The 21,086-nt window shown below is 50.1% G+C and carries 14 protein-coding genes; 3 read left to right on the forward strand and 11 right to left on the reverse strand.

Going from position 1 to position 21,086, the window contains the following annotated elements:
• Window positions 1-57: 57 nt before the first annotated feature.
• Complete coding sequence (locus ACN0YR_RS19405) at window positions 58-1,404, reverse strand: DUF1501 domain-containing protein (RefSeq protein WP_417850867.1); 1,347 nt, start codon at window positions 1,402-1,404, stop codon at window positions 58-60.
• 67 nt (window positions 1,405-1,471) lie between these two features.
• Window positions 1,472-3,700 carry a DUF1549 domain-containing protein gene (locus ACN0YR_RS19410; protein WP_417850868.1) on the reverse strand — a complete coding sequence of 743 codons (2,229 nt, stop codon included), beginning with the start codon at window positions 3,698-3,700 and terminating at the stop codon, window positions 1,472-1,474.
• Between the two features lie 1,030 nt (window positions 3,701-4,730).
• On the opposite strand from ACN0YR_RS19410, the gene ACN0YR_RS19415 reads away from it, so the two are divergent.
• The gene (locus ACN0YR_RS19415; RefSeq protein WP_417850869.1) at window positions 4,731-5,570 is read left to right on the forward strand and encodes a thiazole synthase; all 840 of its coding nucleotides are present in this window, start codon (window positions 4,731-4,733) and stop codon (window positions 5,568-5,570) included.
• 19 nt (window positions 5,571-5,589) lie between these two features.
• On the opposite strand, the gene ACN0YR_RS19420 is transcribed toward ACN0YR_RS19415, so the two are convergent.
• From ACN0YR_RS19420 to ACN0YR_RS19430, 3 genes are read right to left on the reverse strand one after another with little or no spacing between them, the layout of a single operon-like run.
• Window positions 5,590-6,375: an MBL fold metallo-hydrolase gene (locus ACN0YR_RS19420; protein WP_417850870.1), complete on the reverse strand. Its 786-nt coding sequence runs from the start codon at window positions 6,373-6,375 to the stop codon at window positions 5,590-5,592.
• The gene (locus ACN0YR_RS19425; protein ID WP_417850871.1) at window positions 6,372-7,646 is read right to left on the reverse strand and encodes a DUF1444 family protein; all 1,275 of its coding nucleotides are present in this window, start codon (window positions 7,644-7,646) and stop codon (window positions 6,372-6,374) included. Before ACN0YR_RS19425 ends, ACN0YR_RS19420 begins: the two co-directional genes overlap by 4 nt.
• A gap of 49 nt (window positions 7,647-7,695) precedes the next feature.
• Complete coding sequence (locus ACN0YR_RS19430) at window positions 7,696-8,118, reverse strand: DUF1844 domain-containing protein (RefSeq protein WP_417850872.1); 423 nt, start codon at window positions 8,116-8,118, stop codon at window positions 7,696-7,698.
• A gap of 444 nt (window positions 8,119-8,562) precedes the next feature.
• On the opposite strand from ACN0YR_RS19430, the gene ACN0YR_RS19435 reads away from it, so the two are divergent.
• Both ACN0YR_RS19435 and ACN0YR_RS19440 read left to right on the forward strand, forming a co-directional pair.
• Entirely contained in the window at window positions 8,563-9,738 is a 1,176-nt protein-coding gene (locus ACN0YR_RS19435) for an isocitrate/isopropylmalate dehydrogenase family protein (protein WP_417850873.1), read from the forward strand.
• Window positions 9,739-10,146: 408 nt separating this feature from the next.
• On the forward strand, window positions 10,147-11,427 hold the full coding sequence (locus tag ACN0YR_RS19440) for a cytochrome-c peroxidase (protein ID WP_417850874.1): 1,281 nt from the start codon (window positions 10,147-10,149) through the stop codon (window positions 11,425-11,427).
• 333 nt (window positions 11,428-11,760) lie between these two features.
• Here the strand turns inward: ACN0YR_RS19440 and ACN0YR_RS19445 are convergent, their stop codons facing one another.
• From ACN0YR_RS19445 to ACN0YR_RS19470, 6 genes are all read right to left on the reverse strand, one after another.
• Window positions 11,761-13,029: a PQQ-binding-like beta-propeller repeat protein gene (locus ACN0YR_RS19445; protein ID WP_417850875.1), complete on the reverse strand. Its 1,269-nt coding sequence runs from the start codon at window positions 13,027-13,029 to the stop codon at window positions 11,761-11,763.
• 327 nt (window positions 13,030-13,356) lie between these two features.
• Complete coding sequence (locus ACN0YR_RS19450; protein ID WP_417850876.1) at window positions 13,357-13,578, reverse strand: hypothetical protein; 222 nt, start codon at window positions 13,576-13,578, stop codon at window positions 13,357-13,359.
• A gap of 452 nt (window positions 13,579-14,030) precedes the next feature.
• On the reverse strand, window positions 14,031-14,306 hold the full coding sequence (locus tag ACN0YR_RS19455; RefSeq protein WP_417850877.1) for an SUMF1/EgtB/PvdO family nonheme iron enzyme: 276 nt from the start codon (window positions 14,304-14,306) through the stop codon (window positions 14,031-14,033).
• Entirely contained in the window at window positions 14,278-15,114 is an 837-nt protein-coding gene (locus ACN0YR_RS19460; protein ID WP_417850878.1) for a formylglycine-generating enzyme family protein, read from the reverse strand. The genes ACN0YR_RS19455 and ACN0YR_RS19460 overlap by 29 nt, the downstream gene beginning before the upstream one ends.
• Before the next feature lie 2 nt (window positions 15,115-15,116).
• The gene (locus ACN0YR_RS19465) at window positions 15,117-18,149 is read right to left on the reverse strand and encodes a LamG-like jellyroll fold domain-containing protein (protein ID WP_417850879.1); all 3,033 of its coding nucleotides are present in this window, start codon (window positions 18,147-18,149) and stop codon (window positions 15,117-15,119) included.
• A 30-nt stretch (window positions 18,150-18,179) separates the two neighbouring features.
• Window positions 18,180-21,086: SUMF1/EgtB/PvdO family nonheme iron enzyme (locus tag ACN0YR_RS19470; protein WP_417850880.1), on the reverse strand; the 2,907-nt coding region annotated here is incomplete at its 5' end.

A 21,086-nucleotide genomic window follows, 5' to 3' on the forward strand; every position in this document is an offset into this window, starting at 1 on the left:
CTGTTCACTTCTCTGGTACAGAGAAAGGTCGCGATTCCAGAGGTTCTGAGACTGCTTCTAGCCCATGAGTTCGGTGATGGGGGTCGGGTCGCTGACAAGGTGAGTTGGACGTCCAAGCGGCGTATACAGCATTTGATCGGGATCAATTCCGAGCTTGCGATAAACCGTCGACGCGAAGTTCTCAGGAGAGAGGACTCGATCAACAGCTGAGTACCCTTGTCGATCCGTTGCTCCAACGATCGTTCCGCCAGGAGTTCCCGCTCCGGCCATCAGCACGGACATTGCATTTGACCAGTGGTCACGTCCACCATCCTTATTGATCTGAGGCGTTCGGCCGAATTCTCCCAGTACAACGACGAGAGTTTCGTCGAGGAGACCACGTTCTTCCAGATCAGAGATGAGAGTTGCAATTGTGTTGTCGACACCAGGAAGGCGTTTTCGACAACTCGGGAATAAACCACGATGATGGTCCCAGCCACCCTCATAGAGAGTTACAAAAGGGACACCAGCTTCGACGAGACGTCGACCAAGAAGCGCTCGTTGACCGAATGGATCTCTACCGTATCGGTCCCGAAGTTCTGCATCTTCCTGGTTAATGTCGAACGCCTTCTGTGCACTTGGAGAAGACATCAGGTCGTAGCTTTGCGTGTAGTATTCATCGAGTGCTTTTGCCGGATCGCCACTGGCTCGATTTTCGAATCGAGGAAGCTGATCGACAACCGACCGCAGGTCTTTGCGACTAACGAAACGCTCTTCTTTCAGACCACGTGGGAGAGCAACGTCTCGCACACGGAAGTTGCTGCTGTTAGGGTTATCGGGAACGACAAATGGTGCGTATTGTGCACCAAGGAAGTTCGGTCCCCCAGAGCGGGACATGCTCGGAATCGAGAAGTACGCCGGAAGTCCATTCTGGTGTCCGCGATCGTGTGCGGTAACTGACCCAAGGCTTGGATGGAAACTTACGAAAGCTCCGCAACCAACTGGAATCCGGGGTGGGGCACCGGTCATCATGTAGTGGTTACCGGCTCCGTGGTTTCCCTGATTGTGTCGGATCGAGCGAATAATCGACAGCTTGTCCGCGATCCCCGCTAACTTCGTCATGTGCTCGGAAAAATGTACACCCGGAATTTTGGTTTCGATGGGGAAGAACTCCCCACGAATCTCACTCGGAGCAAGTGGCTTAGGATCGAATGTTTCATAGTGGGTTGGACCACCATCCAGCCAGACAAGAATACAGCTCTTGGCTTTAGCTGTCGGATGGCCTGCTTGTTCGCCGGCGTTGGCACGAAGGGAAAGTAGATCGGCAAAGCCAGTTCCCAATGCAGCGGTGAGGCCGAACTGAAGGCAGTTTCGGCGACTGATTCCGTTGCAGTTACGATTGATCGTTTTCTTCAAGGTAGGCATGGAGTCATCCTCAAAAGGGGATGGGAGGGAAATTGGAGGGATGGTCGTAGATGTCTTTTTTTGCCGGTTAGTCTTTAAAGACAAACTCGGGAGTATTCATCAACGCCCACATTAAGTCTTCAGTACTCTGTCGACGCTGTGTGAGTGCATCAGCCTCACTCTCTTTATTGTCGTATAAATTGACGGCGATGTCCAACTCTTTCTCATTTGGGTATCGAGAGTAGATCGCAAGGTAGAGGTTTTTAACGATTTCTTCAGGCGGAAGTTCGCTCTTGGCGAGTTCGACAGCCCAACCTTTATCGGAAGTCACTTTATTGAAAAGGTTTTCCGAATTCATCAGATGTAACGTTTGTACGACTGTAGGATCTGATGTTCGCTCACACGGCGGATCCTGGTTTGGATCGGGGCGACCGTACGCATCCAGAAACAATGAACTGATTCGATGTGTCCAAAGTTCCTTCGCTTTTGTGTTGGGTGCCATTCCTGAAAACGATTCGGGAATCCCCGTGATCTGAACAACCGAATCAAGCAACACTTCAGCTCGTAACCGCTCACGGAAGTGTCGAGAGAAATAACGTGTATCGACCGCATTCCGCTCTGTCGGAACCGAACTTAACGCGTAGGTATTGGACAGCACGATGTGGCGAATCAATTTCTTCAAGTCGAAATCATTTTCGGCAAGATAGTCACCCAGATACTTCAGCAACTCTGGATTCACTGCCGGGTTCGTCGCTCGTAAATCGTCCACGGGTGTCACGAGCCCCATAGTCATCAAGTCCGTCCAGACACGGTTTGAAATTGTCTGGCAGAAGTAATCATTGTCGGCAGAGGCCATCCAGTCTGCGAGCGCAATCCGCGGATCTGTCCCCTCAGGAATTTCGGTGGATTCCCCGTACAAAGGTTTTGGAGCCAGCACTTCGTCTGTAAGTGGGTGGCGAACATCACCTCGACCTCTGTTGTAAACAAACTCTTCTGATCCAGAAATCGGTGGCGATAACCCAGTTCCCTTGTGACCGATCTTCGCGAAATAGGCAGCGAAGCTGTAAAAGTCTTCTTGTCCGTAAACTTCAAATGGATGGTGATGACACTTCGCACATTCCAGTCGAATGCCAAGAAACAATTGACTCACAATGGTCGTCAATTCGTCAGGGGTGCGGCGGTCGCGATACAAGGTGACATTGCCTTCTCGGAACGTACTCCCCTGTGCTGTGATGAGTTCTTTAACAAACTCATCGTATGGCTGATTTTTTCGGAAAGCCCCACGAATCCAGGCGTCGTAATTCATCACAGCTTTGATACCGACGCGATAAGGGTTCGGACGCAAAAGGTCGGCCCACTTGTTCGCCCAGTGCTCTGCATATTCCGGCTTGTTCAGTAACTCATCAACAAGTGCCGTCCGTTTTTCGGCGGACTCGTTACTCAGATATGTTCGAGCTTCCTCAGCGGTTGGAAGACGACCAATAATGTCGATGTAGGCCCGTCGTAAGAACCGATGCTCGGGAGCTGGTTCTGAAGAGTCGAGACCTAAGCGAGTCAACGTTTTAGCGACCATTTTGTCGATAGGGTGATCGCTCGCCAACGAAACTGGTGGGGGTGCTGTACCTGGTGATGGGACCGAACCAGTGAAGATTGCAAAGTGGCCGGAATAGCGGGCCATAATGGCCGCCTCTCCTGTAATGTTTCCGGCAGTCACTACACCGTCTTCATCGACAGCGACAATCGGCGCTTCATTCGATTGGTAAATCGACATGTCAGTGACATCTCGAGTGGTCCCATCGGAATAGTGTGCAATCACCGTGAGTTGTTGCTTGCCGTGGTGAGGAAGAATTTTCTCTGTCGGTGTGACAGTGACATTTTTCAGTGTGGGCGTATTCGGGACTGACCGAGGAGCGCCGGCGCGAATCCAGTCCAACAACAACTGATAGCCATCGCTATCAGCCTTCAACCTGACCCCTCCTCCATGTGGAGCTTCTCCCAGAGGCTTTCTTAGCAACAAACTGGACTCTGGACGAGTTAATGAGATACGACGGCCACGAGTTTGTTTTGCCAACGCGTTGTGATCAAAATCAGAATCGAAACCAAGCAAAGAGAGCTGGAAACCGTTCTGGCCACGCTGTTTTCCGTGACAGGCTCCGGAATTGCAGCCGAAACGTGTCAGCACCGGTTGAATGTCCCGATCGAAGTCGATTTCTTCGGGCGCAAGTCGGGTTTGGTCGTCCGCTTCCACAGACAAGCTCAGTCCCAACAAAACAACAGGCAGGAGGAGTAGAGATTCGAATATTCTTTTTGCAGGCATCAAGGTGAGGAACCTTCCAATACAATTGGGGAGCCAGTGGGGGGTGGTTGCCGGGGCTTGTGACCAAATTTGGTAGTAAATCTTGACCACCAGTGAGGCATGTTACCGGCGAGGCATATTAATTGTCACACTTATTAGGTCACCCTGAGTGATTGTCGTACTTACCATATGCACTTCAAAAAGGTACATGGAAATACGGTTCTCAAACCGTGCGACGTCATGTGTGCTCTGAAAATGGTGGGTGCTCTAAGAACTGATCCCAAAACATTCATCACGGCGATTTCAGGAAAGGGTCTCAGCTCAGTAAAACATTAGTTCATTATATATCGATTCGATCCCTTTGATCAATGATCAACTTTCTTTCAAGGCTGTTTATGGGTGCAATTCCTAATTTGTGTATTCCTTTTGTGATTGAAGGACAACTGTCAGGAAGAGAGATAGAACGGGTCGTGCGTTTTTTCACGGAGTTGGCGACGAAGAAAGTCTTCTGTCCCAGAACCCTGAAAGAGAGAGTCAAGAATGCTCCCGTCGACATGTCTGAATTCTTCCGTTTGCGTTTGTTCTGCAATCGCTCATCTTTAACGGAACCATAGCATTTCTCCATGTTTTCCAAGACTCACTTTTTCAACGACTTTTATGCCAGCCTAGAGCATCTTTCGAATTGGTTTGCAGGTTCTGCCTCGTGGCGAACAGCATTTTCATTAGAACTGATCCTGAAACTTGAAATTGCTCTCTCAAACGTTGAGGAAAGCATCTATTCCAGAGGTTTTCGGACTGGTTCTAGAGAAATGCGTTCTTCACGGGCACACGGTAGAGCAACTGCTCTAGTGGTGAGCTTAAGTCGATTCAGAAATTCTCGAAACCTGTCACCCATTCACTGAGGTGAATGTATCCTTCTCATTGAGAATTCGTTTACTGCGATCACTTAACTGTTTTGGGCTGCAGGGCGAATCGTTAAACTGAGGTCATTCTGCTTGCGAACTACTTGCGAATAATTTGAAGCCACTTTTCTCAAACATTCAGTTCTGCCATGACAACTCCCGCCACGAAATTACTCAACCAGACATTAGTTGTTGGCTCTCACGAATTTCGCTCCCGGCTGATCCTAGGTACGGGGAAGTATTCGACATACGAATTGATGCAGGAGTGCCTGGCAGAAAGCGAAGCAGAAGTGATTACCGTAGCAGTTCGGCGCGAAAGGCTGATCGACGCTGATGGTCGTAACATTCTGGATTTCATCGACCTGGATCGGTACACCATCCTTCCGAACACAGCTGGCTGTTTTAACGCAGAGGATGCAGTTCGTGTTGCTCGATTAGGCAGAGAGATTCTCGAAGGCCTCGAAAACCCTGGAGCTGACTGGGTGAAACTGGAAGTCTTGGGAGACACGAAAACTTTGCTTCCCGATCCTGTTGCCACACTTCAAGCGACCGAAAAATTAGTCGCTGACGGTTTCCAGGTTCTTTGCTACACAACCGATGATCCGATCACCGCTAAACGCCTGAAGGAAGCGGGAGCGACTTCGGTCATGCCAGCTGGAAGTCCTATCGGCAGTGGGCAAGGCTTGCTGAATCAGAACAACATTCGAATCTGTCTCGAATACCTCAAAGAGAATGATCCGGACTATCCTGTCATCGTTGATGCCGGTGTCGGCACCGCCAGCGATGTCGCCATTGCGATGGAACTGGGATGTGACGGAGTCTTGCTGAACACCGGGATCGCCTCAGCTGGAAACCCACTACTGATGGCAAGTGCAATGCGAGACGCTTGCCGAGCCGGTCGAATGGCTGCTCATGCCGGTCGGATTCCAAGAAAACTTTACGCGACAGCTTCCAGCCCGGAGACCGGTATTATCTCTGCGAGCAAATGACTCTCCGCGAAGCGCCAGCTTACAGCATGATCACTTGTTGATCGTAAGAGAGTTCGACGCCATCCGGCAGCTGAAGGTTCGTTTCTTCGTACCCTAAGCGATGGGAAACGTGAGTCAAAAAAGTTTGCTGAGGTTGAAGCCGCTCGACCACTTCGAGCGCTCCTTCAATGTTGAAATGAGTCGGGTGTGGTTCAAAATGGATTGCCCCAAGAACGAGGACCCGCAATCCCTCGAGAAGCGGCCAACTTTCTTCTGGAATCTGGCTAACGTCTGTGCAGAAAGCGACATCGTTAATGCGATACCCCAGCACTGGAAGACGGCCGTGGATTAATCGAATCGGCTGGAGGGTCAACCCGCACAGTTCGAACGGCCTCAGCCCGATCTCACGGAAGGTGAGCATCGGTCTTGAGTGCAACGACTTCTTGACTGTCTCATCAAAGGCGTAAGAGAACGTGCGGCGAATCGTTTCTTCGACAGCATCTTCGCAATAGACCGGAACAGGTTGTTTTTTCTTGAATCCGAAGATACGCAGATCGTCCAGGCCGAGAATGTGGTCGGCATGACCATGCGTGTAAACGACGGCTTCAATCATCTCAATTGACTCACGAATCAATTGCAGTCTGAGCTCCGGACCGGTATCAATCAGAAAAGTGGAATCACCGTTTTGGACCGCAACACTCGTGCGCATCCGCTTGTCTTTCGGATTATTGGATGTGCAAACCGGACAGTGACAACCAATCATCGGAACCCCCATACTGGTCGCGGTTCCGAGAAGCGTCATCCGGGGAGATTCATCGGCACTCAATCGACCTCCTCCACCAGTTCCGAAACACCATCAGCCGTCAGCAATAGAAGACGCTTTGTGAGTGGGTGATCAGTGTTGTCAAAATCTCGCTCGACCTGTTGTCGAATCTCAGGAAGCATTTCAGGGGCCTTAATCGAAATTGCAATAAAGAAGTCGCGGCCGGGTGCTCCGACGACCAAATCGCTCTGGACAGCCTCGCGCATCCGTTCTCGAAAGGAATCGCAGAGAAGTCGAGCAGAATTATAGGTGTCTGGCTGATTGGGCATCATCATTCGCGGGTCTCCCTCTTCTGAGGTCGCCACAGCCATTTCCATCGGCTCTTTTTCGAAGTAACTTCTCAAGTTCTCAATGGCCATTTGGTGCAATTCATCTTGCGTCAAAGACCAGTGCCCAAGGAGTTCATCGCGGATGTACCAGTAGGCGTTCGCTTCGTCGACTACATACAAAATCACTAACCCGCCGACCCAGGGAGTCCCAACGATATTAGGAAACTTCTCTTTCCACAGTTCCTCTGGATAGAGCATCGGCATTAGCCGGTCCCGCACAATTTCGAGTGGCGGTGAGGTTTCGTTTTCTCCCCAGCCCTGAACCTGAACAGCTGTTGAAAACGCTGGCAGCAGAATCTTTTCAAACTGATCCGGTTCGCGAATGTACGCGCGGTAAAAATTTCCGAGGTTGAGCCGGGAAGTCTCAATTTGAATCTGAAACTCCCCTGCCAGATTCACCGTCAACAAAGGAAATTTAGAGCGTGCCAGCTCCAGAGCATTCTGAGCGAAAACTTCTGGGGGATCTGCCGGTTCTTCACACAGTTCCATGCTCATGAGGATCATTCGAACGATCGATTCCAGTTCCGGGTCGCGTTCCGAAGTGTGCAAAAGAGTGATGACTACCAGCAATCGATCTCGACGGAACGACCAGATCGTCCAACTTCGCCATTCACCGGGAGCAAGGAGTTTGGCCCACCATTTTCGTGAGGGATCAAGGATTGCATCGCCCTTGACGGTCTCGTCTGCGCCAATTTGCTCATCTTCGGAAATCGTGACGTTTCGGGATTCTGGAAACTGCTCGACAATATCTTCCAGGCGAGGGAGTTTTCCTTCTTTGTCATCGCCGATCCAAACAGTATTAATCGCCACGAGCGCTTCAGTCTCTGGAGGATGCAACGCAATGGTCCCCTGACGCTCTTCAGTTTCCCACTGAGGTGGGTGATGAAGATGGAACCAGTTTGAAGGACCAACTAATGTTGACCAATGTTCCGGAGCAGAATCCATGGCAATACTCGGATCATCCTTGGCGAAAACGGCTGACTGTTCATCAGCGTTAAGCGATATTCGACGACAGCTGCATATAGGCCATTCGCAATTCATGAGCAGACTGCTTGAGCAACTCTGCTTCGTCGTCTGTTAAATTGCCTTTGCACTTCTCTTCCAGCACGCCAAGCAGATCAATGAAGTGCTTCGCCAGGGGAAGTTGTTGTTTTTGATTCCCAGTGGGATCTGGAATCACCCCAAGCGCCACCATGGCCTGAGTTGAAAACATCTGCACGAGCATCGAGAAAGTCGCCGGAGGCAAATTGTTAAGATCCAGTTTCGGTTCATCATCGGATGCAGCAGCCTCAGATGCTGCAGGTTCTTGCTGCATCTCTGCGTCACGCTTGGCATCTTCTGCTTTCACTCGATCTTTCCAATCGTCATCACCAACGACTTCGATTTGCGGTTTCTCCGATTCATTCCCGTCAGACATTTCAGTTTCCAATCAGCAGTGCGTTCTAAATTCAGAATTCTCCAGATTGAAGGATACGCCGAGCCGTGTCGAAGTTTCAATGCCTGCACTCACGTAAAGCAATTTGGCGTATTCGCCCCGGACTCAAGTGCATCTCAGTCGTATGTCAGATGTTGGATTTAAGAAACAACCCAACAGCATCAACATCGACTGATGCGTCTTAATTCGCTCTCAGTGAAATTGCCAGAGTTGGGACTCTTCTATCTGAAAATGAACAGGTTTTGCAGTGCTTGAATCACCCAACTTGTTCTGATACCGTCCACACTGGATTCAGTCTGTCAGCCTGTCAGCAATAGCCTTTCTTCTTTGAAAGCAGTACTGAAAGCGGCAGGCGAATTGAAGATTGAACGCATTGAACTGCGAATCAACGACCTTTTCAGAACTTGCTGAGAGAAGAACAAACCCATGTACAACGTGACCTTAATCCCTGGTGATGGCGTTGGTCCAGAAATCACCGAAGCCACAAAAAAGTGTATCGACGCCACCGGAGTCAAAATCGACTGGGACCTCCAGGAGTGCGGGATCGAGGTCATTGAAAAAGAAGGCTCCGTGCCGGATCACGTGATGGACTCCATCCGCAAAAATGGAATCGCATTGAAAGCCCCGATCACGACACCAATCGGAAAAGGTTTTCGAAGTGTGAACGTCTTTCTGCGACAGGAACTTGGTTTGTACGCCTGTGTCCGCCCCTGCAAAACCTATAAGGGTGTCAGAACTTACTACGAACATGTCGATCTCGACATGGTTCTCATCCGAGAAAACACCGAAGATCTCTACGCCGGTGTGGAATTCCAAGCGGGAGCGGAGCAAACCGCTGAACTGATCAAAACAATCAATGAGTTCTCAGCCGGGCGGAAAATCAATACGACGCCTCAAACAACTGGCGTAAGTATTAAGCCGATTTCCTATGAAGGAACTCGACGGATTGCAGACTTTGCATTTGACTATGCTGTCAAACAGGAACGCAAGTCAGTGACGTCAATCTGCAAAGCCAACATCATGAAGTATACTGATGGCCTGTGGTACGACGAAACACGTGCGGTCGCCCTGGCATACGGAGCGAAGTTTGAATGGGAAGATCTCGCCGAAGGGGTCTCCCCAGATGCCGAACTTGTTGGCAAAGTCGGAGACGCTTCCAACATAACTTACATGGAACGTCTCATTGACAACATGTGTATGCAACTCGTTCAAAAACCTGAACAATACGACGTCATGGTCACCCAGAATCTCTATGGCGATATCCTCAGCGATCTGTGTGCCGGGCTCGTCGGCGGACTCGGTGTTGCTCCCGGAGCAAACATCGGAACCGAAGCAGCCATCTTCGAAGCAACCCACGGAAGTGCTCCGAAGTACAAAGGTCAAAACAAAGTGAACCCGGTTGCGTTGATCCTCTCCGGAAAAATGTTGCTTGATCATCTTGGTGAGCGAGAAGCTGCAGCGAAACTGGATCGTGCCATCGCGGCAGTCATTGCAGAAGGCAAAGACGTCACTTACGACATGAAGCCTAATCGCACCGATCCAACAGCTGTTGGAACTCAAGAAATGGCGGACGCGATCTGCAAAAAGATGCAAGCAGAATAGTAAAGTGCGTTCAATCTGAAACTTAAAAGCCGGAGTCTTGTACTCCGGCTTTTTTGTTAAATGGACATCTTTCACCTGAAAGAGTCGCGAACTTCAGATGCTTGCTCATCGCAAAGTATCAGCCAAATCAATACCTGCGCAGCGACAGCGAAATGACATTCGCTGTTTGCAGAATCACATTCAAGGCTCGAAAGAGCAGTAGTGTGGAAGGATTGACTGACATCGATATAATCAATTTGGTAGATTTATCTGAAATTCTGTTTGTGTCCCGTCCGCTGATGCGGAGCGGTAGAGAGTCTGAATCATATTTAAGTATCTCTCCGAAACCTTTCTGACGAAGGTGTCTCAGTGTTTGAGAAACCAAATCTTGGTTTCCGGATCAGTTCTAAGCTTTGAGGATTTTCACTGATGAAGAAAACATTTTTAATCCCCACACTTTATGGATTGCTGATCAGCTCGATGGTTGCGACACCATCGTTTGGTCAAGAAACAATCCGGGACGCTAAGAAGAAGGCTGAAGAACTCGGCCCCAAGGAAGTCCTGCTTGGCGAAGGAGATCTTCTGAAAGGAATCCCTGGAGAAGGCGACCTGACTCCCAAGGAAATCCGGGATTGGCTGAAGAATCCCGAAGTACATCGAGTGATTCGTCCAATTCTCCCTCTTGGACTTGCTGCAGGTGCTTCGCAGATCAAAGGGATTGATGAAACCCCAATGACTCAAGCAAAGATCGAGCTCGGTCGACAACTCTATTTTGACCCACGCCTCTCTTCTGATTCAACGATTAGTTGCGCCTCCTGCCACCACCCTGACCAGGGATACTCCCACACCACTCGGTTTGGGGTCGGTGTTCAGGGGCAAGAAGGAAACCGAAACTCTCCGATCAGCTACAATCGTATCCTTTCCGATCTACAATTCTGGGATGGTCGCGCCCTGACACTCGAAGAGCAGGCAGTCGGCCCGATTGCAAATCCCGTTGAAATGGGAAACAACCACGACGCCTGCGTTGCAACCTTGCAGGAGATTCCTGGCTACAAGATTCAATTCGCTGCAGTCTTCGGCAAGGACGGTCTCAACATCGACAACGTTGCTAAAGCACTCGCGACATTCGAGCGAGCCATTGTCACCGGCCCTTCTGCATACGACTTCAGCGAAGCGATGGCTCAATATCAAAAAATTGACCAGGACGACCTGAAAGATTTGCTTGAAGATGACGAAACGATCGCTGCTCAGTACGAGACAATCAAAAAGGGAACTGAAGCCCTCCCTATGAGCGAGAGCGCACTACGCGGGCAAAAGCTCTTCTTCAGCGAACGTGTGAACTGTGCCGCCTGTCACGTTGGGGCAAATCTGACTGACGAAAAGTATCACAACCTCGGCGTTGGGATCGATGCGGAAGAGCCTGACCTCGGTCGGTACGTCGTGACAAAAGACGAGAAAGATTGGGGAGCCTTCAAAACCCCCACCGTTCGAAACGTCGCTCTCTCTCCACCATACATGCATGATGGCAGCCAAAAAACATTGATGGAAGTTGTCGAGCATTACAACAAAGGTGGAAATCCAAACAAAAACCTTAGCGACAAAATTGTAAAACTCAACCTGAAAGATCAAGAAAAGAAAGATCTCGTTGCCTTCATGGAGGCACTCACTGGATCGTTCCCGAAGGTTGAACACGGACGCTTACCGAAGTAATCTTCGAGTCGATCAACTTGAAGAATCCACTAAACGAGCCGCGTTCTCAAAATTTGAGAACGCGGCTTTTTCATTCGTCTCGAGACAATTGATATCTTTCAGTTGATTAGAGCATCCTTCGAATTGGTTCGCAGGTTCTGCCTCGTAACGAACTGTATCTATACAAGAGAAATGCGTTCTACACTGGCACACGGTAGAGCAAACTGCTCTAAACTGTCATACCAATCGTCGACAAGTTATCGCGACCTTAGGTGCCGAAAAGAATCCCTTGCGTCATCCGGAGTTCGGACTGCTCAAATATCCAGTCACTCCGCTCAGGGCATGCTTTACAGCTTAATTTTCACCAATGCAGTAAAGATATTCTTGACGTCCCTCAGGTCCATTCTCAGCGACACGATAGAAGATCCGGTTGCCTGCAACGGTTGGTGTCGCGAAGAGTTCTGTTCCCAAACTCGTACGAGCAACTTCTTCGTACTTCTCCGGATTGAGTTTGTAAACAATAATTTCCCCCGATTCGGTCGCTGTATAGAGGTGTCCTCCAGCCATGGTGATGGAAGAACTGACTGGACCTCCCAGCCTGGTTTTCCACATTTCCTTTCCGTCAGAACATCTCCAGCAAAAACCGACTCCCGCATCCGTATGAGCATACAGATAACCATCGTAGGCGAGCATTGATTGCTCATAACATTTTTGTTTGTTCTTCCAGACAACCGTGCCTGAGCCGTCCGCCTTGACGGCAACCGTTTCAGAGTTTGGAAAACCTCCACTTGCAAAGACAAGATCTCCATCCCAAACCATCGTCCCACAGGTCGCCATTGTCGCGCCGGGAGCTGACCAGAATTCCTCGCCTGATTTCGGATCGTAGCTGATGACTTCGGAGTGACCACTCAGCAAAAGTTGCTCTTTCCCAGCAATGTTTCCAACGATCGGAGATGAGTAGCTGGCATGTGCGACTCTCTGTGTGGTCCACAATTTCGAGCCATCAAGCTGAGAGAAAGCAACGAGAAAACTCCCGCTGTCAGCTTCTCCAATCACGATGACACTTTCATCATAAAGTAGAGGCGATGAACCATAGCCAAATTTGTATTTTTCCGGATCGAAAGGACCAGCCGATTCGCTCCAGACAAGCTCTCCGCCAACAGTCAGGCAGCTCACTTTAATTTGATCTTCGTTATAAAAGACAACGTAAAGATGTTTGCCGTTACAGGCGACTGTGCCGGAGGCATGGGTATTCTTCTTGTGAACACCCGCTGGAAGATTCCCTTGGTGCACGGGAGTGATCCACTCCTGCTGACCGGTCGTGCGGTTAAAGCAAACCACGCCTTGCATCTCGCTTTGCTCATCCGCAGTTGCGAGAAAAATTTGGTCGCCCACAACCACCGGTGACGCATGACCGCGACCAGGGACAGCAGTTCGCCAAACGACATTCTTCTGTTCATCGAACTGAGTCGGCGGCGACTGGTTTTCAGCTGCCACGCCGTTGAAGTTTGGCCCGCGCCACCATGCCCAGTCATTTTTGGGATCTGGTAATGTGGCAGATAACGTTTGTGTAATCCCAATATTCCAGAATACAACGAGACTGGCGAAGGAACATAACTTCATCAAAGCTTCTCCGTGAATTCCCTGGAGTCTCTTCGAGATGCGGGCCAGTCTTCTAGAATCGGTATGATTCACCGAAATTTCAACCGCTGATGCAGCCTCATGAATGCCTGTTCATCTCCACGATGAAACTTGTCACTGCTTCGGCAATCTCTCAACCACGAGAGAAAACCGGTCAATGAATTCTCAACATTCAGGCGAACAGCAGAAACAGGAGGACCAGAAAATGAGCGATCGACATCATCGCCGCTCGAAACCGCAGCCTCTAGCGATCCAGACGGGACAACTGTCCCGCCTAACGGATCGTTAACTCCTGATGACAAAAATCACTTACGACTCGTCAGCAGCAGCTTCAGAATCATCCTCTGAGGTACTTGAACTTCGGCTTTTTGCTTTAGAAAGTCTCAGCTCAATGTTTTTGACAGTAGCGTTTGCCTTACGCCACATCGGTTGCTTTTTGGGCTCTAACCCTTCGAACTGAGATTCGACAGCTGCTCGTTCTTTTTGAGCGACTTCGAGTTGACGTTGCAATGTTGCTTCTTTAAGGGGCATTTTCTGATTCCATCAGGTTGAGTTGATTCGTTGAAACGCGGGGCGGTATTTTTGCAGGAGATGCCCCGAGATTCAATGTCCTTGATTTTCGATTCACCAGCATTCTCAGGAACACCACTCTCAAACTCCCTGATTCTACCGTTTCCACCCGATACTACACTGTTGACGCACACATTTTGAGTCGCTTGGTATGCTTGTAGACACCGGTTAGAAAATGTAGCGCCTGTCGGGGGGATGATTTCCGGAATAAAAGCGAAGCGCCCAGATGATCACTTTCTTTCCGAAAAACATCCCTACGACAGCCGGCCAACTTCCCATTAAAAGCGGTGTTGAGTTCCTTCAGCTTCTTGCTAGAGCATCTTTCGAATTGGTTTGCAGGTTCTGCCTCGTGGCGAACAGCATTTTTCCTAGAGAAATGCGTTCTTCACGGGCAAACGGTAGAGCAAACTGCTCTAATTGCTTCGCTCTGCTGGTCGGCCGATAGCTTTTGTGTCGTCGCGACTCATTGCTGTAAGGCGGGGGGGATTCCAGCTTTCATCTCCAGATGTTTGACTTACTTTCAAGCTGGCCGTGTCGATTGGCATCGCCACGCGGAAACCAATAAATTTCATCCGATCTGAAGGTGGCTTTTTCCCGCGATATGCCGACCGATGAGCCAGGTCGGGGTCAAACCAACTTCCCCCACGGCAAACTCGTTCCTCACCCGTTTGGGGGGCCTGTCGGATCATCTACTGGAGACGTGCTGTAGGTCTCTTCCACATACCAGTCGGAACACCACTCGAAAACATTGCCATGAATGTCGTATAGCCCAAACGGATTGGCCGCGAGCTGGCCTACCGGATGTGTTTTACCCCGACTGTTTACATGACTCCAACCAGAATCATGTAATTCCGGTTCGCGGTTGCCGCTATGCCAATACGATGTCGTCCCGGCTCGACAGGCCAGCTCCCATTGGGCTTCTGTCGGCAAAACAAACTGGTAGGTTTTATTGGGAACTCCAGTGTTCATCTTTGTCAGAAATTCCTGGACATCATTCCAACTGACGGAATCGACTGGACCTGTCTCGTCTTTCGAGTGCTCCGCAGGGTTATTCTCCATCATCGATTGCCATTGAATCTGCGTGACCTCAAATTTGCCTAGAGCAGTTTGCTCTACCGTGTGCCCGTGAAGAACGTATTTCTCCAGTAAAAATGCTGTTCGCCACGAGGCAGAACCTGCAAACCAATTCGAAAGATGCTCTAGATAGAATGGTTGTGTAATCCGTGTGAAGTGCTGCGGATCCTCAGCGAGAATTCGCTTATGATATGTGACGTTATCTAACGATTCACTTTCTTTAAGGAATTTCGCCTGCTCCTCTTCGGTGGAACCCATCATGAATTCCCCAGGTGGAATGAGCATGAAAACCATCTTCCCCGCCCCCGGTAGTTCGACTTCCTTCTCAACTGGCAGACCGAGGTATTCCGCCCATGCATTCTGATGGGTCTTCGCCTCGGACGCGTCGAACGGAGCGACGGCTGGTGGCGGCGAATGCGACATTTTTAGGGAGTCGCTCGAAGTGCTGTTGCTGTTCCACCGTTGAGCATTTTGAGACGGATCCTGTGAAAAACGAAATCTCCGCCTGGAACCCAAAGCCCACTCCTACGGCCGATGGGGTAACCTTCCTCTGCCACCCTCCCGATCTCCGATCGTTTACCCGACCATGTCCCCAGCGATTTTTTGTTGAACCATGCTTCGATTTCGTCAGCTCCATCAGAGTGACGCACTAGCAAGCGAATCGTTGACCGCTGCGACGTTTGAAAAGTACAAGCACCTGTTAAGGGAGGAACTGCTGTAATCGCTGCTTGTCCAGGATACACGTAATCAAACATCACCGGGCATGGACCTTTTGTGTGCGGAATGTCGAGATTGAAACCCTGCTTGCCGTTGGTGCGGGTGAACTCAACGTCCCACTCAATCGACTTGGATTCAATATCGACAGGAAACACCAGCTTGCAAGGTTTGCCATCTTCAATCTTGACGAAGAGTTCATCCTTCTCGATCCGCCAGCCATTCGCTCCAGTCAGCCCCGGGACAGCCCATCGATCTTGCTCGGGATCAATTAAGGGGATGACATCGATCCATTCACCGCTTTCAAATTTTCGCTTCTTAGAGTCACTTTCAGTGACGCTTCGGTCCGAGACCTTCGTCACGCCGCCAACCGGCACCCACTTCGCTCCGATGATCTTGCCATCATGCCCGTTGCCGGAAGAGTCTTTGAGGATGTCGCCGGTACCTTCATCGAAGTGGTAGAGGGCAAGTGTATCTTTGTCAGTGGCGAAGCGAGTTTTGGGGTCGAAGTCTTTTTCGTAGCGTGCCTTCGTTGAGAATCGAAGCATCTCGTAACGTCCGATCATGCTCTTGCCGATCAGGAAGCGACCGGTGCCGGGACCAAGATTTTTTCCTGTTGTTGGTTTTCGTCCTACCAGTTTTCCATCTCGAAATGCCAGGAGTTCCTGACCGGTGTGAACAAGCGCCAGGTGAACACGCTCGTGTTTCTCGGGAATTTTTCCAGCATCAATTGAGACCTCCCCAATACGAAGACCGGTATGATTGTAGCTGAAGGGGGCAAACTTTATTCCTGCATTTGAAGCGCGGGGATTGACATCACGGCCTGCAAAAACAGCTTGGTTCGTAACCCCCTGTTTGTATTCCCAGCTAAAAGCTGCTTCGAGTGTGAATGGTTTTGTGGGATCAAACTCCAGTGAATCAATATTGACGACATCATCCCCGTCAAACTCCAGACCGCCTGGAAACTCCAGCTTTGGCTCATTTGGCAAGCTTTGTCCAGCTTCTTGCTTCACCCATTTCGCACCGACAATCTTTCCGTCGTACCCGTTGCCAGAGGAGTCTTTGAGGGTGTCGCCGGTGCCTTGGTCGAAGTGGTATAATGCAAGTGTGTCTTTGTCCGGTTGCATACGTTGCGCTGGAGTAAAGTCTGTTTCGTATCGAGCAACTGACGACACACGCACTGGTCCCAATTTTCCAATAAAGTTCTCTCCCATCTTGAAGCTGGCATCGCTCATTCGGACGCTTGAGTTATTGATCGTATTGACAAGTTTCCCATCAACAAAAACCAGGATTTTCTCCCCTGTATAGACCCCTGTAAAATGGTGTCGCTCCCCTAACTGAAGCACCTTCAGCATGGCGAGGTGCTTCGCATCTGCATCCCAACGAACAAACGCGTGATCTTTGCTATGCACTCTGAGACTAAAGCCGCCATCAACCCCTACCAACAATGACTCGCTCGGTGAGCCTTCCCAGGTGACAAACGCTTCGATTGTGATCGGTCCCTCACGATTCAGCTTCAATGTCGGGACTTCGACATAGGCATTTTGGGAAAATTCAAGTTCGAATAATTTGGACAACTCTGCGTGAGAGATCTTTGGCTGGTCATCCGCTTTCACCCACTTCGCCCCGATGATTTTTCCATCGTGCCCGTTGCCGGAGGAGTCTTTGAGGGTGTCGCCATTGCCCGCGTCAAAGTGATACAACGCAGTGGTTTGGTCGTCCTGCTCGAATCGTCGCTGCGGAGTAAAGTCGCTTTGATAACGTACTGATTTTGAAATGCGGACCTCGTCAATCCAGCCAGAGAAGCTACTATTTCCAGTGCCTCCCTTCCACTGATACTCGTAGCTGCATATCTGGAATGTTCCTTTACCTCTTTTAATCTGTCCCTTGCTGGTTTGGATCAATTTCCCGTCGTAGTAGAGTCGGAGTTCCCCATTAGCAGGATCACGAACACCAGCGATATGAACAGGTTGGCCAACTCCGACCAAATCATGTTGGCCCTTCCTCGGACCATCTTCCCCGCCGGTATCAGGCATTTGAAAATCGAGAGCACTGTAGGCGTTACTGTAAATCGAAGCATACGCCTCAGAACCGAGAATCTGTGAGTGTGCTTCCAGGTGAGTCGAATCTCGTTGCAGCCAGACTTCAATGGTCAACGCATCGGTGTCGTCTTTGAGCGTCGGAATGAGGACTTCATCTTCGAGATGAGAGAAGTAGAGGGCGGTTTCAGTTGAGGTCCGTTCGCTAGTCGGAGGTTGTGCTCTGGATGAGCCTGACGCGCGCCCAGGTAATTGAACATCGAAGAGTTCAATTTCACTTTTCGTGTTCGCTGGATCTTTGCCGATGACCATGATCTCGCCATCTTTACTGAAGGCGATATCGAGCGCAGGCGAATTCGCAACTGACGGGATTGTTTGAATTGTCTCCCAAGTTTTTGTGTCGAGTAACTCCAATCGATCCAGCAATCCGCAGGCAAGGATGGTTCCGTCGGGGCTGAACTGAACTGAACTCGGAACGCATTTTCGTTCGAACAATTTTTCTCCGGTACGAACATTCCAGACGTTCAATGCTGTATGCCATGTTGAAACAGCTAACATTGACGACGAAGGATTTAAGGACAATTCGTTAATCTGATCCCCAGGAACACTCCACGATTGCAGAACCGTTTCGGACTGAACGTTCCAGATTTTAATGGTGTTTCCGCTGCCTGTGGCGAGTCGCGCCCCGTCTTGACTCAACGCCAAATCTTCGTTGCATCCGTCGTGATTGAACGTTTAGATCCTCTCTCCGGTCTTGGCGTTTAATAGTTTCGTGTTCCCTTCACAATAAGAGGCAACGAGAGTCTCTCCGTCCGGACTGAATTCCACTGAAAAGCACCATCCGTCTTTGATGCTCAGTAATTCCTTGCCTGTCGCCACATCCCAGATTTTCACATGCAGGTCGTCGCTTCCCGATGCGAGAGTGGATCCATCAGGGCTGAATGCAACACTGCGAACCGGTCCTTGATGGCCAGTCAGTACGTGCAAATTTTTCTGCGTCGCCACATCCCAAATTTTGACTGTCCCTGACGCGCCTGCCGATGCAATCAATTTATTGTCGGGGCTGATTGCAATTCCATGCACGGCATCTTGATCTGCCATAATGCGGAACCGTTCTGAGGCAGGCGTTGTTGATGTCGTCGATTTTGGAGCGATATCGACCCACTTCGCCCCGATGATTTTTCCATGATGCCCGTTCCCGGAGGAGTCTTTGAGAGTGTTGCCGGTCCCTTCGTCGAACTTGTAAAGAGCTACGGTGTTGGCATCGATCGAAAATTGCTGAGGTGGGTCAAAGCGTTCGTCGTACTGGGCCGTCTTCGAGATTTTGACCTGGCGAATCGCGCCAACAAAACTGTCCCCCAAGCTAATTCCTTCGCCCATTCCAGATTTCACATTCTCTGGAAATTGCTCTGCTTCCATGGGCTCCCCGTCCACAAAAAGTTGAATTGTGCCATTTCGAGAAACTCCAGCCAAATGAACCCAGCTTCCTATGTCTGCCAACTGATCCGTACGCGATAACTTCTTAACGCTGTTATCTTCTCCTCGATGCACTGAGAATACCCAAAGTCCACGGGCGAGAGAGAGGGCAGATGTATAGTGTTGATTGACAATGTATTGAGATGCGTCACCTTCGTTGTAAACCGCGTCCGCTCGCACAAAAGCCTCGAAAGTGTATTCATCGTTTTCATACCAAGTGGTCTTCGGGAGCGTTACGCGACTTTTTCCGTTGAATTCAAGAGCAGATTGAAGCGGAATCGCAGGACCTGTGGCCATGCTGGTCGCCTGCCCGTTGCCGGAGGAGTCTTTGAGGGTGTCTCCGCTGCCGTGTAACCCAGCTGGCGGTATCTGCGACGTTTCTAATTTCGTCACGTCGATCGACATGGCCGCGCGGAAACCGATGAAATTCAGTCTCTCTGAAGGTGGTTTTTTCCCGCGATACGCCGACCGAATCGCCATGGCGGGATTCAACCAACTTCCCCCACGGCAAACCCGTTCCTCACCCGTATGGGACCCCGACGGATCATCTACTGGAGAGTTACTGTAGGTCTCTTCTGCATACCAGTCGGAACACCACTCAAAAACATTACCATGAATGTCGTATAGCCCGAACGGGTTGGGCGCGAGCTGGCCTACTGGATGTGTTTTGCGTTCACTGTTTTCTTGACTCCAAGCAGTACCATGTAGATCCGATTCGCGGTTGCCGCTATGCCAATACGATGTCGTCCCGGCTCGACAGGCCAGCTCCCACTGGGCTTCTGTCGGCAAAACAAACTGGTACGTTTCATTGGCAGTTCCTGCACTCACCTTGGTCAGAAATTCCTGGACATCATCCCAGCTGACCGAATGGACTGGATCTGACTCGTCCTGCCAGTAACGTCCAGGGTTATTCTCCATCACCGATTGCCATTGAATCTGCGTGACTTCAAATTTACCCAGATAGAACGGTTGTGTAATCCGTGTGAGGTGCTGCGGATTCTCAGCGAAAATTCGCGTATAATATGAGTTGAGTTCTAACGATTTACTTTCTTTCTGGAATATCGCTTGATCGTCTTTGGTGGACCCCATCAGGAATTCCCCCGGTGGAATGAGCATAAAAACCATCTTTTCGCCCCCCGGTAGTTCGACTTCCTTCTCAACTGGCAAACCGAGGTAATCCGCCCACGCTTTCTGATGGGCCTTGGCCGCGGCTGCGTCAAACGGGGCAATTGCAGGTGGCGGAGAACTCGTCGTTGGCGAAGTCGTCTTCACCCACTTTGCTCCGATGATTTTGCCATCGTGCCCGTTGCCGGAGGAGTCTTGAAGGGTGTCACCAGCTCCTTCGTTGAAGTGGTAGAGAACCTGTGTATTTTCGTCTTTGCTGAAGTGTTGCTCGGGAGTGAAGTCTTGGCTGTAACGCACGCCGGAAGACATACGGAATTCACGGATACTGCCTTGGAATTCATTGCGGAACTGATTTCCCTGATCCGGAAACTCTCGCGCTCCGAGGGTCAGGCCAAAATCCTCTTGCCATAAATCATGAAGTACTTGTGTGAGTTCATCCTGATTCTTCACGCCGTGGTAATAAATTCTGCTCTCGTTAGATTGTTTTCCGTTGACATACAGATGGCCAACAGATTGTTCATCGATCTGAATGTAGACATGAATCCATTCGTGCACTGGAGATTGCAGGGAATAATACGTGGCAAAAAGCGATTGATCTTGCCGATCCTGCCGATCAGCCGCTTTAACAGTGACATAGAGCTGATTTAAATTGTCCTTCCCGCAGCGTCGCGTGAGTAAGGCACTCCCGACTGATGCCGGGAACTGATGAATGAGTCCATCAGACGCAATATCTTTGAATTGTCCTTCGCACCGCATCCACAATTCAAAGTTGAAAGCTTGACCAGGAACAGTACGCACGGAATCGGCATTCACATAGTCGTTTAGACCATCAAATTGGAGCGCAAATTCCTCGTTCGACGGAAGCAAAGTTGGATTTTTAACGGGCGAATTATTTGTTGGTGGAGGCAATTCCACCTTAGCCTTTTCGCCATTCAACAGCCCGTCGAGTTTGTTGTTGAGGACGACAGCTCTCAGTGCCGTCTTCCCATCTTTGTTGACGGTGAATTCTTCAACGTGGGTGGAGAGTCCTTCTTTTTCGAG

Source organism: Thalassoglobus sp., from assembly GCF_048270125.1.
Classification (GTDB): domain Bacteria; phylum Planctomycetota; class Planctomycetia; order Planctomycetales; family Planctomycetaceae; genus Thalassoglobus.

What these genes read in the sequence shown, in the direction of transcription:
- ACN0YR_RS19405 (WP_417850867.1), bottom strand. Translation starts at nt 1,404, where the DNA reads ATGCCTACCTTGAAGAAAACGATCAATCGTAACTGCAACGGAATCAGT.
- ACN0YR_RS19410 (WP_417850868.1), bottom strand. Translation starts at nt 3,700, where the DNA reads ATGCCTGCAAAAAGAATATTCGAATCTCTACTCCTCCTGCCTGTTGTT.
- ACN0YR_RS19415 (WP_417850869.1), top strand. Translation starts at nt 4,731, where the DNA reads ATGACAACTCCCGCCACGAAATTACTCAACCAGACATTAGTTGTTGGC.
- ACN0YR_RS19425 (WP_417850871.1), bottom strand. Translation starts at nt 7,646, where the DNA reads ATGGATTCTGCTCCGGAACATTGGTCAACATTAGTTGGTCCTTCAAAC.
- ACN0YR_RS19430 (WP_417850872.1), bottom strand. Translation starts at nt 8,118, where the DNA reads ATGTCTGACGGGAATGAATCGGAGAAACCGCAAATCGAAGTCGTTGGT.
- ACN0YR_RS19435 (WP_417850873.1), top strand. Translation starts at nt 8,563, where the DNA reads ATGTACAACGTGACCTTAATCCCTGGTGATGGCGTTGGTCCAGAAATC.
- ACN0YR_RS19440 (WP_417850874.1), top strand. Translation starts at nt 10,147, where the DNA reads ATGAAGAAAACATTTTTAATCCCCACACTTTATGGATTGCTGATCAGC.
- ACN0YR_RS19445 (WP_417850875.1), bottom strand. Translation starts at nt 13,029, where the DNA reads ATGAAGTTATGTTCCTTCGCCAGTCTCGTTGTATTCTGGAATATTGGG.
- ACN0YR_RS19450 (WP_417850876.1), bottom strand. Translation starts at nt 13,578, where the DNA reads ATGCCCCTTAAAGAAGCAACATTGCAACGTCAACTCGAAGTCGCTCAA.
- ACN0YR_RS19455 (WP_417850877.1), bottom strand. Translation starts at nt 14,306, where the DNA reads ATGATCCGACAGGCCCCCCAAACGGGTGAGGAACGAGTTTGCCGTGGG.
- ACN0YR_RS19460 (WP_417850878.1), bottom strand. Translation starts at nt 15,114, where the DNA reads ATGTCGCATTCGCCGCCACCAGCCGTCGCTCCGTTCGACGCGTCCGAG.